Annotated in this window: 18 protein-coding genes and 1 pseudogene; 13 read left to right on the top strand and 6 right to left on the bottom strand. The window is 41.4% G+C overall.

Annotated features, from left to right (window positions below):
- The first annotated feature begins 33 nt into the window (after nucleotides 1-33).
- The 10 genes and pseudogenes from uglF (at nucleotide 34) to AC0OMU_RS19275 (ending at nucleotide 8,340) form a co-directional block, all read left to right on the top strand.
- Entirely contained in the window at nucleotides 34-1,356 is a 1,323-nt protein-coding gene (uglF, locus tag AC0OMU_RS19320) for a UDP-glucose 6-dehydrogenase UglF (RefSeq protein WP_309530034.1), read from the top strand.
- A 222-nt stretch (nucleotides 1,357-1,578) separates the two neighbouring features.
- Nucleotides 1,579-2,364 carry a YwqG family protein gene (locus tag AC0OMU_RS19315; RefSeq protein WP_181220241.1) on the top strand — a complete coding sequence of 262 codons (786 nt, stop codon included), beginning with the start codon at nucleotides 1,579-1,581 and terminating at the stop codon, nucleotides 2,362-2,364.
- Nucleotides 2,365-2,739: 375 nt separating this feature from the next.
- A complete protein-coding gene (locus tag AC0OMU_RS19310; RefSeq protein ID WP_015483791.1) occupies nucleotides 2,740-3,162 on the top strand; it encodes a YwqH-like family protein in 423 nt (140 codons plus the stop codon).
- A gap of 9 nt (nucleotides 3,163-3,171) precedes the next feature.
- Nucleotides 3,172-3,432, top strand: a complete 261-nt coding sequence (locus AC0OMU_RS19305) for a YwqI/YxiC family protein (RefSeq protein ID WP_003221757.1) — start codon at nucleotides 3,172-3,174, stop codon at nucleotides 3,430-3,432.
- Between the two features lie 18 nt (nucleotides 3,433-3,450).
- Complete coding sequence (locus tag AC0OMU_RS19300; RefSeq protein ID WP_046340274.1) at nucleotides 3,451-5,262, top strand: ribonuclease YeeF family protein; 1,812 nt, start codon at nucleotides 3,451-3,453, stop codon at nucleotides 5,260-5,262.
- A gap of 7 nt (nucleotides 5,263-5,269) precedes the next feature.
- A complete protein-coding gene (locus AC0OMU_RS19295; RefSeq protein ID WP_046340273.1) occupies nucleotides 5,270-5,788 on the top strand; it encodes a hypothetical protein in 519 nt (172 codons plus the stop codon).
- Nucleotides 5,789-5,801: 13 nt separating this feature from the next.
- Nucleotides 5,802-6,011 (top strand): hypothetical protein, encoded by a 210-nt coding sequence (locus AC0OMU_RS19290; protein ID WP_021480772.1) that lies wholly within the window; start codon nucleotides 5,802-5,804, stop codon nucleotides 6,009-6,011.
- Nucleotides 6,012-6,142: 131 nt separating this feature from the next.
- A pseudogene (locus AC0OMU_RS19285) lies at nucleotides 6,143-7,129 on the top strand (T7SS effector LXG polymorphic toxin); the annotation flags it as partial.
- Nucleotides 7,130-7,141: 12 nt separating this feature from the next.
- A complete protein-coding gene (locus tag AC0OMU_RS19280) occupies nucleotides 7,142-7,495 on the top strand; it encodes a hypothetical protein (protein WP_015483790.1) in 354 nt (117 codons plus the stop codon).
- A gap of 131 nt (nucleotides 7,496-7,626) precedes the next feature.
- Nucleotides 7,627-8,340 (top strand): endonuclease V, encoded by a 714-nt coding sequence (locus AC0OMU_RS19275; protein WP_474241427.1) that lies wholly within the window; start codon nucleotides 7,627-7,629, stop codon nucleotides 8,338-8,340.
- A gap of 131 nt (nucleotides 8,341-8,471) precedes the next feature.
- Here the strand turns inward: AC0OMU_RS19275 and chrA are convergent, their stop codons facing one another.
- Genes chrA through chrS form a run of 3 tightly spaced genes read right to left on the bottom strand, consistent with a single transcriptional unit; the run spans nucleotide 8,472 to nucleotide 10,088 of the window.
- Nucleotides 8,472-9,008, bottom strand: coding sequence for a chromate resistance efflux protein ChrA (chrA, locus tag AC0OMU_RS19270; RefSeq protein ID WP_015384844.1), 537 nt, complete (start codon nucleotides 9,006-9,008; stop codon nucleotides 8,472-8,474).
- On the bottom strand, nucleotides 9,005-9,598 hold the full coding sequence (gene chrB / locus AC0OMU_RS19265; RefSeq protein ID WP_015384843.1) for a chromate efflux transporter subunit ChrB: 594 nt from the start codon (nucleotides 9,596-9,598) through the stop codon (nucleotides 9,005-9,007). Before chrB ends, chrA begins: the two co-directional genes overlap by 4 nt.
- Before the next feature lie 13 nt (nucleotides 9,599-9,611).
- On the bottom strand, nucleotides 9,612-10,088 hold the full coding sequence (gene chrS / locus AC0OMU_RS19260; RefSeq protein ID WP_014478181.1) for a chromate efflux transcriptional regulator ChrS: 477 nt from the start codon (nucleotides 10,086-10,088) through the stop codon (nucleotides 9,612-9,614).
- 213 nt (nucleotides 10,089-10,301) lie between these two features.
- Between chrS and ggt the strand changes: the two genes are divergently transcribed.
- Nucleotides 10,302-11,879 carry a gamma-glutamyltransferase gene (ggt, locus tag AC0OMU_RS19255; protein ID WP_015384841.1) on the top strand — a complete coding sequence of 526 codons (1,578 nt, stop codon included), beginning with the start codon at nucleotides 10,302-10,304 and terminating at the stop codon, nucleotides 11,877-11,879.
- 4 nt (nucleotides 11,880-11,883) lie between these two features.
- Here ggt and AC0OMU_RS19250 read toward each other — a convergent pair whose 3' ends face one another.
- From AC0OMU_RS19250 to AC0OMU_RS19240, 3 genes are all read right to left on the bottom strand, one after another.
- Nucleotides 11,884-12,219: a DUF4181 domain-containing protein gene (locus AC0OMU_RS19250; RefSeq protein WP_015384840.1), complete on the bottom strand. Its 336-nt coding sequence runs from the start codon at nucleotides 12,217-12,219 to the stop codon at nucleotides 11,884-11,886.
- A 176-nt stretch (nucleotides 12,220-12,395) separates the two neighbouring features.
- Nucleotides 12,396-13,013: a flavin reductase family protein gene (locus AC0OMU_RS19245; RefSeq protein ID WP_015384839.1), complete on the bottom strand. Its 618-nt coding sequence runs from the start codon at nucleotides 13,011-13,013 to the stop codon at nucleotides 12,396-12,398.
- A gap of 173 nt (nucleotides 13,014-13,186) precedes the next feature.
- Entirely contained in the window at nucleotides 13,187-13,774 is a 588-nt protein-coding gene (locus AC0OMU_RS19240; RefSeq protein WP_474241425.1) for a CotG/ExsB N-terminal domain-containing protein, read from the bottom strand.
- Nucleotides 13,775-13,916: 142 nt separating this feature from the next.
- Here AC0OMU_RS19240 and cotH point away from each other — a divergent pair, with 142 nt between their 5' ends.
- Together cotH and AC0OMU_RS19230 are read left to right on the top strand one after the other, a co-directional pair.
- Nucleotides 13,917-15,005, top strand: a complete 1,089-nt coding sequence (gene cotH, locus AC0OMU_RS19235; protein WP_015384837.1) for a spore coat protein CotH — start codon at nucleotides 13,917-13,919, stop codon at nucleotides 15,003-15,005.
- A gap of 128 nt (nucleotides 15,006-15,133) precedes the next feature.
- Nucleotides 15,134-16,231 (top strand): hypothetical protein, encoded by a 1,098-nt coding sequence (locus AC0OMU_RS19230; RefSeq protein WP_015384836.1) that lies wholly within the window; start codon nucleotides 15,134-15,136, stop codon nucleotides 16,229-16,231.
- Nucleotides 16,232-16,280: the final 49 nt, after the last annotated feature.

Here is a 16,280-nt window from a genome sequence, read left to right as displayed (position 1 = left end):
GCAAAGCAGCAATTTAACTGTTGGAGGGAAACAATGAATATAACAGTCATCGGAACAGGCTATGTCGGTCTTGTGACAGGTGTTTCTCTTTCTGAGATTGGACATCATGTAACCTGCATTGATATTGACGCTCACAAGATTGATGAAATGAGAAAGGGCATTTCCCCCATATTTGAACCAGGTCTTGAAGAGCTGATGAGAAAAAATACAGCTGATGGACGGCTGAACTTTGAAACGAGCTATGAGAAAGGCTTGGCACAGGCAGACATCATTTTTATAGCGGTCGGCACACCGCAGAAAAGCGACGGGCACGCCAATCTGGAGCAAATTACAGATGCGGCCAAACGCATCGCAAAGCATGTCAAACGAGATACAGTCGTGGTAACGAAAAGCACAGTGCCCGTTGGGACAAACGATTTGATTAATGGACTGATCACTGAACATTTAGCGGAGCCTGTCAGTATTTCGGTCGCATCCAATCCGGAATTTTTGCGTGAGGGGTCGGCGATCTATGACACCTTTCATGGTGACAGGATCGTGATCGGGACGGCCGATGAGAAAACAGCAAATACGCTTGAAGAGCTCTTCCGTCCGTTTCAAATCCCGATTTACCAAACGGATATCAGAAGCGCCGAGATGATCAAATATGCCTCAAATGCTTTTCTGGCCACTAAGATCAGTTTTATAAACGAAATTTCGAATATATGTGAAAAGGTCGGCGCCGATATTGAAGCAGTCGCATACGGGATGGGACAGGATAAGCGGATCGGGAGCCAGTTTTTAAAAGCGGGCATAGGCTACGGCGGCTCTTGTTTTCCAAAGGACACAAACGCCCTCGTGCAAATTGCCGGCAATGTCGAGCATGATTTTGAACTGCTGAAATCGGTTATCAAAGTCAACAACAATCAGCAGGCGATGCTGGTTGATAAAGCGCTGAACAGGCTCGGCGGGGTGACGGGAAAAACGATTGCCCTTTTAGGCCTGTCATTTAAACCGAATACCGACGATATGAGAGAAGCGCCGTCAATTGTTATTGCAGACCGTCTCGCTGCGCTCGACGCCCGTATCAGAGCCTACGATCCCATTGCAGTTGGCCATGCAAAGCATGTTCTCCCGCAAGCTGTTGAATATAAAGAGACGATCGAGGAAGCTGTCAAAGGGTCTGACGCCGTCATGATTTTAACCGACTGGGCTGACATTAAACAATTTCCGTTAGCGGCTTATCAGGATTTGATGGAAACGCCGCTCATATTTGACGGCAGAAACTGCTACACATTGGATGAAGCTCTGGCTTCAGGAGTGGAGTATTATTCTGTCGGTCGGAAGGCGGTTGTTCCGTCAGGTGCAATTCAATAGTTGAACAAGAAAGGCTGGTTGCGCACCAGTCTTTTTTTCATCTATTGCGGGGTGCTGAATACATTTGCTACTATTTAACTATTGTTTGGATAATTATACAGAAGTAGGGCTTCTGTAAACAATAGCTTGAGAAAGTGGAAAAAAACATTAAAGAACAAAAGAAAAACTAGAGAACAAGATCTGCCAAATTCAATTGGAGATGCCGGAAAAGGAGAGAATCTGATGAATCATCTGCCCGAAAAAATGAGACCGTACCGCGACTTGCTGGAGAAATCAGCGAAAGAATACGTGAAATTGAATGTCCGAACAGGGAAAACAGGACGATATGACAGCAAAATTGCGGGTGATCCCTATTTTCCCAAGCATGAAACATATCCGACTGACGAAAATGGACAGCCGATGAAGCTTCTGGCGCAGATTAATTTCTCGCAAATTCCCCAGCTTGACGGCTACCCTTCTTCAGGTATCCTGCAGTTCTCCATTTCTCTTCATGATGACGTCTATGGACTGAATTTTGACGATCGATGTGAACAAAAGAATTTCAGAGTGATCTATTTTGAAAATATCATAGAAAACGAAGACGAGCTTGTTTCAGATTTTTCATTTATTGGCACAGGCGAATGTGATTTTCCGATTTTATCAGAAGCGGCAGTCGAGCCTGTGAAATCTTCGGAATGGGTGCTGCCTACAGATTTTCAATTTGAGCAGTATACGGACATGGAAACAATGGAGTTCTTTAGTCAGTTCGGCGAGGATGAAGAAGACATTTATAATGAACTGGCTGAAAACGGATTTGGCCATAAAATCGGCGGATACGCTTCTTTTACCCAGCATGATCCGCGGGAATACGCATATAAAGAACACACTATCATGCTTTTACAAATTGATTCAGACGATGATATCGATTCAATGTGGGGAGACGTCGGCATCGCCAATTTTTTCATCACACCTGAAGATCTAAGGAAAAAAGATTTTTCAAACGTTCTGTACAACTGGGACTGCAGCTAATACAAGCTTTTGATCCAAAGGGTCAGAAGGGGGGAATAATAGAAGCCAAAGACAAAATCAGACGTGATCGACCTGATGAACAATAAGCTCAGCACGGTAAGAGACAGGCCAACAAAATCTGTCTCTTTCAAGTGTCTTTTTAACTATGACTTTAGGTGATTTTATTTTATAAAACGTTTTCATTAACTGTATAACGAACAAAAACAAGATCAAATACCTACATTTCAAGAGCGTTATATGCCTAAATTAAGCCATTTACCCTATTTAAGCCACCTTCTGGCTATTTTAAAATATAATATATGGAAATAAAGTATGGAAAAGTCTATCTTCATCAGCCCCTCCATACGACTTTTTGAGTATTAAGAGGTGATTCAGATGGGTTATGAAAGTATGCTAGCGGATATCAAAAGTTCGCTCAACGGAAAAATTTCCGACGTGGAAGACAAGATCGAAAAGCTGAAAAAAGCAAAAAAGGACATAGACACACTGCAAGAAGAGGCAATCACTGAAATCAAAGAAATTGTGAAACCGGAATTGGGCAAGCATTGGACGGGAACAAAAGCCGATGATTTCGACAAGGGAAGAGAAGAGGCGAAATCGGAAGCATCTAAGATTGTGAATGATAAATATAACGAGTATATGGCTTCGATTAACGGTAAAATTTTTGATCTTGAATGGGATAAAGCTCAATATGCATCGGAATTGTTCATAGCAAATGGTGCAGCAGATCTTCTGAAAAAGGGAGAAGAGTTCGCGGAAGAAGTCGGAAATACAATTAGTAAACTAAAATGGTGGTGATCTTTTTTTATGTCAGAAATTAAGCTGAAGTACGACACAGTCATCAAAACATTAGATTCTGTCAAAGATGCGCTTGCTGACGTATCAATCGGCGCCGCAGGATCCAACGGAAAAAACAGCCTCGATTATACGAAAAAATATCATGAGCGTGAGGAGAACATCAAAACCATGCTCGGAGACTATAAAAAAGCGGTACAGAAAAATATCGAGGATACAAAGGATAATGTAGATTCACTTAAAGAGCAGGACGAGGCGATAGCGGTAAAATAGAAAAGAAAGGGCAGTGCGATGAGCAAAGTATTTGAATCTAAATCTTTAATCGAAGAAGCGAAGAGCAGAAAAAAGCAATATGAGACGCTTGAGGAGCAGCTGAATACGCTGAAAAAAGCGTTTCAGGGAGTTGCAGATTTAGGCGACAATTTTAAAGGAAAAGGCGCGGATAATATTAAAGATTTTTTTCAGGGACAGGCGGAAATCGTTGACAGCTGGCTGACGCTTGTCTCTGCTCAAATTGCGTTTTTAAATGGCATTTCAGGAGATATTAAAGATCAAGAACTGAATGATTCATATGTGGAAACTTCTTTTTTAGATCATGAGCTGCCCAATGGAGACCTGAAAGCCTCAGAGATAGTCTCCGCTCATAAAGAAGAAATCGATTCTATTTTGTCAGGCATCAGCGATATTATTGATCTCGACATGTATACGCTTGACGACTATGCAGATAAGATGGGCGATGCCCAAAAAACCAGACGTGACACGATCACAGCTGTCGATAAGCTTGATGAATCCCTGACAACTGAATATCAAAATTTAGAATCTCTGGACAACGCAGTGCTCACCAAATATTCCGTTCTCATGCAGGCCACCAGCAACGGGAAGAGCGCTTCTCCTATGTACTATGACAAAAAAGCCTTCCACAGCAATGAAGTCTACAAAAGCGTCATTGAAGTAGAAAATCAAGGAACAACCTATATCGATGCAAAAACCCAGCAAGCAGAAGCAAGACGGCTCCAGGAAAAAGCCGAGGAAGAAGCAAACAAACCGTGGTACGAAAAAACATGGGATGGAGTTTGCAACTTTACTGGAGAAGTCACTGGCTATTATGATTATAAAAGAGCAACCGAAGGCGTTGATCCGGTTACCGGAGAAAAACTCTCCACCGCAGAACGTGTGACAGCAGGAGCTATGGCCGCAGCCGGATTTATACCAGTCGTCGGCTGGGCAGGCCGGGCCTTCAAAGGCGGAAAAGCCATCTACAAAACCGGAAAAGCAGCTATCGCTGCTGAACACGCATTAGACGCCTACAAAACAGGCAAATCCTTAGACATTCTCAAAATGACAGAAATGGGCGCATACGGCCTTGTTGCGTCAAACGGATTCTCAGAAGCCGTCACGGGACGGGATATGTTTGGAAACAAAGTGTCTGAGGAGAAGCGGAAAACGGGTGCGCTGGAAGCGGCATTGAGTTTGGTTGGTGCTGGTGCATTGGCGAAGTCGGTTGACAATACGCTATCGATGGGAAGAAATCTTGATAAGAGTTATTCTTTTTCTAAAATTAAGCAAAGTGGTCATATAAATAAAGAACAGATTGTTACTTCGACTGGCCATACATTTGACTTAAAGCCAGAGAAGAAACAATTATATACGAAGAAAGTAAATAATGATAAGTTACAATCAAGTAAAAAAGCTGTCGATCCTGTCGAACAATCAGTAAGTTATTACAGAGTTCAAGGAGGAGGAGCGGGAAATAAAACAAGTCAGTATAGAATTAAAGTAAATAGTGATGGAAGCATTGCTATTCCTATTAAAAATGCTGATTTAAACATAAGTGCTTACAATTTAGAACACGCTAAATATTATCGAGATGTAGCAAGACCAGGCGGAGAAATTGTAGAATTTAAGGTACCTAAAGAGGTTGATGATTTAATCAAGGAGACAGTAATTGATCAGTATGGATATACTAAAAACCCTCGTAACCAGGGGAGAACTGCTCCAAAGCTTGTTGATCCTACGACACCGGGAGTTAGTTATGAACTTCCGGCGGAACCATGGATAGAGTGGTTAGAGGAATATGGGCATTCAGCCAAAAAAATAGAATGAGAAAGTGGTGTTTTCGTTGTTATTAAAACCGGAGTATGCCCAAAATATAATAGTCGGGGTAAAGACTTCTTCTCAATTCTCATGGTATCTAACAGAAAGAGATGTTTGGATACTAGATATCATAAAATATAAAGAAGCCTATGAAAAAAACGGGTTTAGTTTTGATATGGACTTTGCTCTTTCTCTAAGAAATAACATTTCAGTTGTAAATGAAGATAATTATCGTCTTTATTTAAAAGAATATACTGACTATATTATCCCGTCTTCAGAATTAAAGAAGTTAGTTGAACATCAGGATTATGAAAGTACTATTCTAGAATTAAGGCCATCATTATATATAGACTTTAATCAAAAAATGCTTCTTTCGCTGTATCCTGAGTTATTACCTTTTGAAAATTATGTTCCTAATAATTGGACAGGGGTTCGGGAAGACTTTACTAGTTATATTCCTGAAGAGGATAGATACTGGATTTTTGATGATGTAAATTATATAGACAAAGTTTTTAATGAGAAAGAAAGAGAGTAAAGGAGAAAATAAAATGTCAAAAGATGATAGCTTGGTAATAATAAATGAAAGTTTTAAAAAGGAGGGTAGTGAAGAAGATATAGAAGGATTAACAATAATGATTGATGGGGTTATAAAGCAGGTTTTTAATAAAATTAGAAATGAAAGAAATTATAACAGTAATAATGAAGTTATGAGAGATATTATATTTGAAGGAATTAATAGTATTGTTAAAAAATCTTAAGGCATTATTAAAAACAAATAAACGCTTCGAGTTGGTTTGATTTTCTACCTTGATTGGCACTGAAGCCTTTCAAGGTTTTTTTATTAGTTTGTTGTCCACTGTTTTATATAGCGTAAATAAGTATAGGCTTTGAACGCGTCACAGTCGGCACCATGGCAGCCGGGTTTATACCAGTCGTCGGCTGGGCAGGCCGGGCCTTCAAAGGCGGAAAAGCCATCTACAAAACCGGAAAAGCAGCTATCGCTGCTGAACACGCATTAGACGCCTACAAAACAGGCAAATCCTTAGACATTCTCAAAATGACAGAAATGGGCGCATACGGCCTTGTTGCGTCAAACGGATTCTCAGAAGCCGTCACGGGACGGGATATGTTTGGAAACAAAGTGTCTGAGGAGAAGCGGAAGCAAGGGGCGCTGGAAGCTGTGCTGAGTTTGGTTGGAGCCGGTGCACTGGCGAAACATATTGATAAAGGCATCCCGCTTGCAACCCATTCAAAAGTTCAAACAGCTAACAAGACATTAGAAAAAGTAAAACAATTCAAAGTCCCAACAAACGTCCGCGTGTACGCAGAACGCCCTGTAACTCCGGATGGCTTCACATTCGGAATCCCGACAGTCCGTGTAGATGTGGAAAAGACGGCTGTTAAGGATCTTGGGATTGTGAAGATGGTTAGTGATGGCGGTCGTAAGGGAAGTTCTCATAGTCCTAACATTTCTGAAAATCACGATAAAGTAGCGCACGATGGATATTATGGTCGTAAAGAATTTAGAACGATGCTTAATAATGCTTCGTTTACTCCGCATGGCCATAAACATGTTAAGGCTAAAACACCTGAAGAAGCAAAACGTTTTAGTATGACAGGTAAAAAAGCTGCTCAATACTTACCAGATGTGAATAATAAAGCTTTAGAAAAAAAGGCACTTCTAAAAGGTCATATTATTGATAATGGAAATAACAACTATTATTTCATTTATGATGCAGGAAAAACAGTCGGTTATGATCTAGGTACGCCAACAAGCTGGATTAGAGCGGAGTTTTCTGGTGGTGAATATCATGGTCATCCGATTGCTGGAAGTCGATTAGATAAGTATTTAAAACAACTTGGTATTGATAAGTAATAGGAGGCTTTTATGAGAAAGATAAAAAAAATGCCAGAAATAAGTTTACAACCCTTAAGGATTCCAAAAGGATGGACCATAAATCAAAACAGTTTTAGAGAAATTGATCCGAAAAAACTAGCACCAGACGATGAAAAATGGTTGTTTTTTTCACAAGATTTAATGCAATTAACATACTCTCGTAAAAATTACTTACTTGATTTAGGTTGGTATCCAGATGCGGATGCTAATGGATTTTATCAACTAGTTATGATGCAAAATGAGGATTGGGATCAACCCATGTATGAATTTCAGACAAATAGCCATATTGAAATAGTTAAAAATATAGAATTTATATTAAACAAAGTTACGAATAATGAAATGTAGTTAAACATTTAATTAAAACTATTAATAAAGTTTGTAGAACCTGGAGTTGTAAGTTTTCAAACAATTTTCAAAGTGAAAATGAATACAAAGAAAAACAGACACTAGTTAACAGGAGGTAGGATTGATTTTAGATGCATGTTAAACAAATACATTCTTTCAACCTAAACAGAGAAGAATTTGTAAAAACACAACAATCCCTTATCCATAAAATCAACCTATCCCACACGATCCATCCCAACTCCATCAACACCTGCGCAGGCGTCGACCTGGCCTATTGGGAGCAGGATGGAGAACCGTACGGGGTGTGCTGTATTATCGTGATTGACGCTGATACAAAAGAAATCATTGAAAAAGTGCACAGCATGGGGAGAATCAGCGTGCCGTATGTTTCGGGTTTTCTTGCGTTTCGCGAGCTGCCTTTGATCATCGAGGCGGCGAAAAAGCTGGAGACGGAGCCGGATGTCTTCTTGTTTGATGGCAACGGATATCTGCATTACAACCATATGGGCGTTGCCACCCATGCGGCTTTTTTTCTGGGTAAGCCGACGATTGGGATAGCGAAAACCTATCTCAAAATCAAAGGCTGCGATTTCGTGACGCCTGAAAATGAAGTAGGTGAATACACTGATATTATCATTGACGGCGAGGTATATGGACGGGCGCTGCGAACGCGGCGGGATGTGAAGCCTATTTTCTTGTCTTGCGGAAATAACATTGATTTAGAAAGCAGTTATCAAATTACGTTGAGCCTGCTTAATCAAGAAAGCAGACTGCCGATTCCTGTCCGCCTGGCTGACCTTGAAACACATGTTTTGCGAACGTTTTATCAGAAAAATCACGTGTAAAACTTGCAGGCCGGAATCTGCAAGTTTTTTTAATGATTCCTATATACAGGACAATCTGTGAATGAGAGGAACCATATATCAAACGACATTTCTGGACCAAAATAAAAAAGCACCTGTCCAGGTGCTTTTTTCTATAAATGAGGGATCACAAGGCCCCCATATAAAAACGCCGCGATAATCAAAAATGCCGGATGCATTTTGAATTTTGTCATGGCAAGGAGCGAAATTCCCGCAATCACGATCGATTGGCCCCAGCCAATCGCTTTGATGCCGTCTGCGCCGATTTGCCAGGTAAGAATGAGCATCATGACCGCGATGACAGGCTGGACGGACAGCGTCATGCCTTTGATGACAGGTGATTGGCGGAAGCGCTGGATGATGCGCAGCAGGACGATCAATGCGAGCGCCGACGGTACGACGGTTGCGATCAGGGCAATTAGGAAGCCGGGCCACCCGCCTGCGCTGTAGCCGACATACGCAGCGATTTTCGTGGCGATCGGGCCCGGCAAAGCGTTCGCAAGTGCGAGCATATTTGAGAATTGATCGTTTGAGAGCCAGCTGTATCTGTTTACGACTTCTTCAAACATTAGCGGGATAGACGCAGGTCCGCCGCCATATCCCAGTAGGTTTGCGATAAAAAACGCCATAAATAAATAGATCGATATCATGACGCTGACATTCCTTTATCTTTTGAATGTTTATTTGTGATTTTGTCTTTCAGTTTAAAATGAAACGCCCCGTACGCTAAGAAAATGATAATGACAAGGCCGGGATTAACCTGTAAAGTTTGCAGGCCGATAAAAGCGATGATAAAAAACAGGATGCCGGTGAGCCAGCCGAAACCTTTTAGCACTTTTTGGCCAAACTCGTACGCCATGATACCGAGCATTACTGCAATTACCGGCGTGACGGCACCAATCATGCCTGCAACAATTGCTGAATGGCTTAACACATTTACAGCCGCAAACAAGCCCACCATCGCAAGACATGTAGGCAGAATGTGGGCGAGGGTCGCCACAATTGCACCTAATGTGCCTTTTAGCTTAAAGCCCAGATAAGCAGCCATTTTGGTGGCAATCGGTCCGGGAAGCGCATTAGCGATTGCTAATATTTCTCCGAATTCATCATCGTCAATCCATTTATACTTATTGACCGCTTCATGGCGGATCAGTGGAATCACGGAAGGTCCGCCGCCGAACCCTAATATGCCGGTGCGAACCATTGCGGCCGTCATATCCCGATAAGGATGGTTTTTCATTCGTTTCTCTCCTTTACAGCTTCATTCCCATACGGCTTTTGTATCGTTTGATCAGCATCTGGCAATCAACACTGACGACGCCTCGCAATGGATACAGCCGTTTTGTTAAAAATTCTTCCATTTCTTGATCGTTGGCAAAGATCCCATGCATATGCAGCTTGCTCGGGCCTGTCATGTGATAAAGGCTGGTGACCGCAGGCTCTTCCTCAAGCTTAAGAGCGACCTCTTCTAAAAATTGCGGTTCTACCTCGACATTGAAAAACACGGAAACATGAATGCCGATTTTAGCGGGATTGATGACAGCGGTGAATTTTTCAATAACACCGGCTTCAATTAATTGGTTGATACGGGCCTGGACGGCGACCCGTGACAAATCGACTCTTTTGCCAAGATCCGTATAAGAAATTCTGCCTTCTTCATGCAAAATCGTGAGAATTTGTTTATCAGTCTCATCAAGTACAAGGTTGGGGATTTGATATTCATGACTCAATTGCTCCACCTGCTTTCGTAGCCTTTTAGACATCATTTTACCATAAAAATTACGTTTCGAAATTATAATTTTTCATTTGTTTTCGAAATGAATGTAAAAACATCTTATCATTTGCGAAAGGAAGAAAGTTCGTCAGTTTTTCTGCCGGATCAGTAGATGTAAAAAATCAGGCTCCCTATACTGAAGAAAATTTCTTAAAAAAGGGGACTTGTGATGAACAAATCTGTCATCGGTACAAAGCAAATGGTCGTCAGTCCGCATTACCTCGCTTCTCAAGCCGGAAACCGCATACTGGATAAGGGAGGCAACGCGTTTGACGCCGCTGTTGCGGTGAGTGCTTGTCTTGCGGTTGTGTATCCGCATATGACTGGACTTGGCGGGGATTCCTTTTGGCTGACCTTTCACCAGGAAACAAAGGCAGTAAAAGTCTACAATGGCAGCGGCCGTTCAGGAAAAAACGTAACGAGAGATGTATATAAGGGAAAAAGCGCGATTCCGCTGCGGGGAATTGACAGTGCCATTACCGTGCCGGGAATGGTTGATAGCTGGGATGCGGTCCTGAAGGAGTACGGGCGTCTGTCTCTTGCAGATGTACTGGAACCCGCACGCGATTATGCCCAAAATGGGTTTCCTGTATCAGCTGATCAGTGTCGTCACACAGAAAAGAATATTGAATTGCTGGCCTCCACGTCTTACACGGCTGACATCTTCACGAGAAGGGGCAAAGCACCTGTCCCGGGAGAGCGGTTTGTGCAAAAAAAGCTTGCAGACAGTCTGAACTTGATTGCTAAAAAAGGAAGAAGCGCATTTTATGAAGGAGATCTCGCTCAGCGGATTGTCTCACATTTACAGAATAACGGCAGTTACATGACAATCGATGATTTTAAAGCGCATCGGGGTGAGTGGGCAGCGCCTGTATCAAGTGATTATCGAGGATACAGTGTGTATCAGGCGCCGCCGAATTCTCAGGGATTTACCGGTTTATTGACACTGAACATTTTGGAAAACTATGATTTCACCCAAATCGAACACGGTTCATTTGAGTATTATCATGTGCTTGTGGAGGCATTGAAAAAGAGTTTTCTAGATCGGGATGCCGTCCTGACTGATCCGGCGTTTGCAGACATTCCGCTTGAAAGGCTTTTGGACAAACGTTATGCAAAACAATTGGCAGAAGAAATCGGCTATCTCGCAGTACCGGCAGAAAGCAGGCCGGTGGGAAGTGATACGGCATATGCGGCCGTAATCGATGCGGATGGCAACGCAGTGTCATTCATCCAAAGCCTGTACTTTGAATTTGGCTCGGCAATCACTGCCGGTGATACAGGCATATTACTGCAAAACCGCGGATCATTTTTCTCACTGGATGAAAATCATGTCAACATGCTTGAACCGAGAAAGCGTACCTTCCATACGCTGATGCCGGCTATGGTCTGTAAAGGCGGAAAGCCGAAAATTCTGTACGGTACACAAGGCGGCGAAGGCCAGCCGCAGACCCAGACGGCCATCATTACCCGAATGCTGGACTACGGAATGCATCCACAGCAGGCAATCAGCGAACCGCGCTGGGTATGGGGCAGAACGTGGGGAGAGGAATACGAAGGTCTCAGAGTTGAGGGCAGATTCACAGACAGAACAATCCAAAAACTGAAAGACAGCGGACATCTCGTGGAGGTTGTCGGTGACTATGATCCGCTGATGGGACACGCGGCTGCAATCAAAGTTGATGAAGAAGGCTTTCTCCAAGGCGGAGCCGATCCTCGGGGAGACGGAGCGGCTGTGGGGATTTAAATAACTAGAGGATACAAATATAAATCAAAAGCGCAAACATTAGGGAGACCTCTACAATGTGGTACATATACTTTTTATCTTCAGGTCTATAATGCCACTCCATAAAAATTCGTATTGAGTCAATCACAATAAAAAATAAAAGAAGCAAATATTCAACTGGAAAAAAGGAGAGTGAAAACACAAACAAAATAAGTAAAGTGATTTCGATCCATTTGTGTGTATTGCTGACATGCTTATATCGCCAGCCGGATTTATCAATACCGTATTTTTTCTTTATAAAAAATTGAGAGACGAGACTGATGGTAATAGCGATCAGCATTAAAATCCAAAAGTTTGTCATTCCAATTCCTCCTAATCTACCTTTATACGAAGAAAAAGGAAAAACGTTTCACAAAAGAACACCCCGAGCTTACTCTGGGTGTTCTTTTTTTGATATTTTTTCAGTTTTTTACAGACGATATTTTGTAATCATAAGGTCTTTTTGACTAGTTTCTTCTATTTAAATAGTCCTTCTCTTCAGCTGGGACGAATCAGTGTGAATTCTTCTCCGAGCTTGGCATAGTGATTTCCCGCCAATCGTGAGGCAGGCTTTAATTCGTCCGTTAAAATATATCCCTTTTCTGCATCATACACCTTTTCATCTAGGTGGAAGCAGACAACTCTTCCGATGAGCAGATCTGCTGTAGTGACGCCATGATCATTGTCAAAGGTAATATGCCGCTCTAATTTGCACTCAAAGCGAACGCGGGCTTCCTTAATGCCGGGAACTGAAACAGCTTTGCTTTCAACAGGATGAAGCGAGGTGCGTGTAAGCTCGCTTTCATCCGGCCTTAAGCTTGCAGCTGTTTCATTGATATCTTCAATGATGGCTTCATCACTGACATGAACGACAAATTCTCCGTTCTCCACTGCGTTTCGCGCTGTATCTTTTTGGCGTCCTTCCGTCCTGTTAACAGAAATACTGAGAAGCGGAGGATCTGAGCTGACGACGTTATAAAAACTGAAAGGCGCGGCATTGACCGCTCCTCCTGAAGAAAGTGTTGTCACAAATGCAATGGGGCGGGGAATAACGGTACCTGACAATAGCTTGTATGTGTCTTTGGCACTAAGCTGATCAGCTTGAAATATGTACATAGCAACAACCGCCTTTATCGTTAGGATACCTCGATTATAACGAAATGGTTTAAAGGAAACCAAATGATGCGGGTTGCATATGTTATGTCATGACATATATCTAATACAGGGCAAATAAAAAAATAGGCTTCCGTACCTCCGCCGGCAGCCTATTGAAACAATGAAAACTTAGATTATTTGTATTTCTTTTTGACTACCCAGCAATTGCCGTCTTTCCAGTATTCTTTTTTGCTGTCATAATCATCGTGTTTTTTGTAGTCGTCGCAGTGGTGGTGCGGTTTTTTGTAGTACTTCTTATGGGAACGATAAGATTTTTTGTGTGTGCGGCATGACTTCTTATAGCTGCGAGATTTTTTCTTGTGAGAACAGTATGACTTTTTGTAGCTGCGAGATTTTTTGTAAGAACGGCAAGATTTTTTATAGCTGCGAGATTTTTTGTAGGAACGGCAAGATTTTTTATAGCTGCGAGATTTTTTGTGAGAACGGTACGATTTTTTGTGGCTGCGAGATTTCTTGTGAGAGCAGTATGATTTTTTGTGGCTGCGAGATTTTTTGTGAGAACAGAATGATTTTTTGTGGCTGCGAGATTTTTTGTGAGAACAGAATGATTTTTTGTGGCTGCGAGATTTTTTGTGAGTGCGGTGCGACTTTTTATGACTGCGTTTTTTTCCATGAGGCTCTTGGTATAAATAATCCTTTAAACCTTCTTTTTTTGCGGATTTCACCGCTTCTTTGATGTCAGAATGGGAATAGTGGCCCAATTTGAAATCCTCCTTTTAAAAATGATGTTAAGGATGAAGATCCTTACTACCCTCATAGTACGCGCGGTTTTAAAAAGTGTATAAGTGTTCCGCTGAGATCTTATAAAAAATAAAAGCCTAAAATTTGTAAGGAGGATTATGGATGAAGAATCAATCCAATTTACCGCTTTATCAGCTGTTTGTTCATCCAAAAGATTTGCGTGAATTAAAAAAGGATATATGGGACGATGATCCGGTGCCAGCTGTGATGAAGGTAAATCAAAAAAGGCTGGATATTGATATCGCTTATCGGGGATCACATATCAGAGACTTCAAAAAGAAGTCATACCATATTTCCTTTTATCAGCCGAAAACATTCCGCGGCGCGCGAGAGATTCACTTAAATGCGGAGTACAAAGACCCTTCCTTGATGAGAAACAAATTGTCTCTGGATTTTTTCTCGGAGCTAGGGACACTGTCTCCAAAAGCAGAATTTGTGTTTGTAAAGGTGAATGGGAAGAATGAAGGGGTTTATCTTGAACTTGAATCCGTTGATGAATATTATTTAGCGAAAAGGAAGCTGGCTGATGGCGCGATTTTTTACGCGGTGGATGATGATGCTAACTTTTCTCTGATGAGCGATTTGGAAAAGGAAACGAAGACGTCGCTGGAGCTTGGATATGAAAAGAAGACAGGGACTGTGGAAGATGATTTTTATTTACAGGATATGATTTTTAAAATTAATACTGTCCCTAAAGCTCAGTTTAAGTCAGAAGTGACAAAACACGTGGATGTCGATAAGTATTTGCGCTGGCTTGCCGGTATTGTATTCACCTCGAACTATGACGGGTTTGTCCACAACTACGCATTATACAGAAGCGGGGAAACCGGATTATTTGAGGTGATTCCTTGGGATTATGATGCGACCTGGGGCAGGGATATCCATGGAGAGCGGATGGCTGCCGATTATGTAAGAATTCAAGGATTTAATACACTAACCGCCCGGATATTGGATGAATCCGATTTTCGCAAGTCCTACAAGCGGCTGTTAGAAAAAACGCTTCAATCTCTTTTTACGATAGAATATATGGAACCGAAAATAATGGCTATGTATGAGCGGATTAGGCCTTTTGTCCTGATGGACCCATATAAAAAGAATGATGTTGAGCGTTTTGACCGTGAGCCGGATGTGATTTGTGAATATATTAAAAACCGTTCACAATACCTCAAAAATAATTTAAGTATTTTATGAATGTGTGAAAATAGGTATTCTACTGAAAAAGCGACAATTAGGCTATTGAATTAGTTCAACAAATAATCGTGACACGTATATATGCAATATGTTTATCATCTATGTATAAGTGACTAGGAGGAACTTGAATGAGCAAGAGGAGAATGAAGTATCATTCAAATGATGAAATATCTTATTATAACTTTTTGCATTCAATGAAAGATAAAATTGTTACTGTATATCGTGGAGGTCCGGAATCTAAAAAAGGGAAATTAACTGCTGTAAAATCAGATTATATTGCTTTACAAGCTGAAAAAAAAATAATTTATTATCAGTTGGATCATGTGAAAAGTATTACTGAGGATACCAATAATAGCACCACAGCAATTGAGACTGAGGAAATGCCCGACGCTGACGATTTTCATAGCTTAATCGGACAATTAATGAACCAATCAGTTCAATTTAATCAGGGGGGGCCGGAATCTAAAAAAGGAAGATTGGTCTGGCTGGGAGATGATTACGCTGCGTTAAACACAAATGAGGATGGGGTAGTGTATTTTAATATCCATCACATCAAGAGTATAAGTAAACATGAGCCCGATTTGAAAATAGAAGGACAGACGCCAGCGGGTGTCTTGGAAGCTGATTATTTAAGCGAGGTTTTTAAGAGTCTGACTCATAAATGGGTTTCAATTAATCGTGGAGGTCCGGAAGCCATTGAGGGTATCCTTGTAGATAATGCCGACGGCCATTATACTATAGTGAAAAATCAAGAGGTGCTTCGCATCTATCCTTTTCACATAAAAAGCATCAGCTTAGGCCCAAAAGGGTCGTACAAAAAAGAGGATCAAAAAAATGAACAAAGCCAGGAAGACAATAATGATAAGGACAGCAATTCATTCATTTCTTCAAAATCATATAGCTCATCAAAATCATCTAAACGATCACTAAAATCTTCAGATTATCAATCATCCAAATCTGGTCGTTCGTCACGTTCAAAAAGTTCATCAAAATCATCTAAACGATCATCAAAATCTTCAGATCATCAATCATCAAAATCTTACAGCTCATCAGGTTCAAAGAGTTCATCAAAAACATCTAAACGATCACCAAGATCTTCAGATTATCAATCATCAAGATCACCAGGTTATTCAAGTTCCTTAAAAAGTTCAGGAAAACAAAAGGAAGATTATAGCTATGAAACGATTGTCAGAACGATAGACTATCACTGGAAACGTAAATTTTAATAGATAATGGAGGAGCATCAGATTAAGTGATGCCCTTTTTCAGTTAAAG

Source organism: Bacillus sp. FAU18, from assembly GCF_056033885.1.
This window is presented reverse-complemented; position numbering and strand designations above follow the sequence as displayed.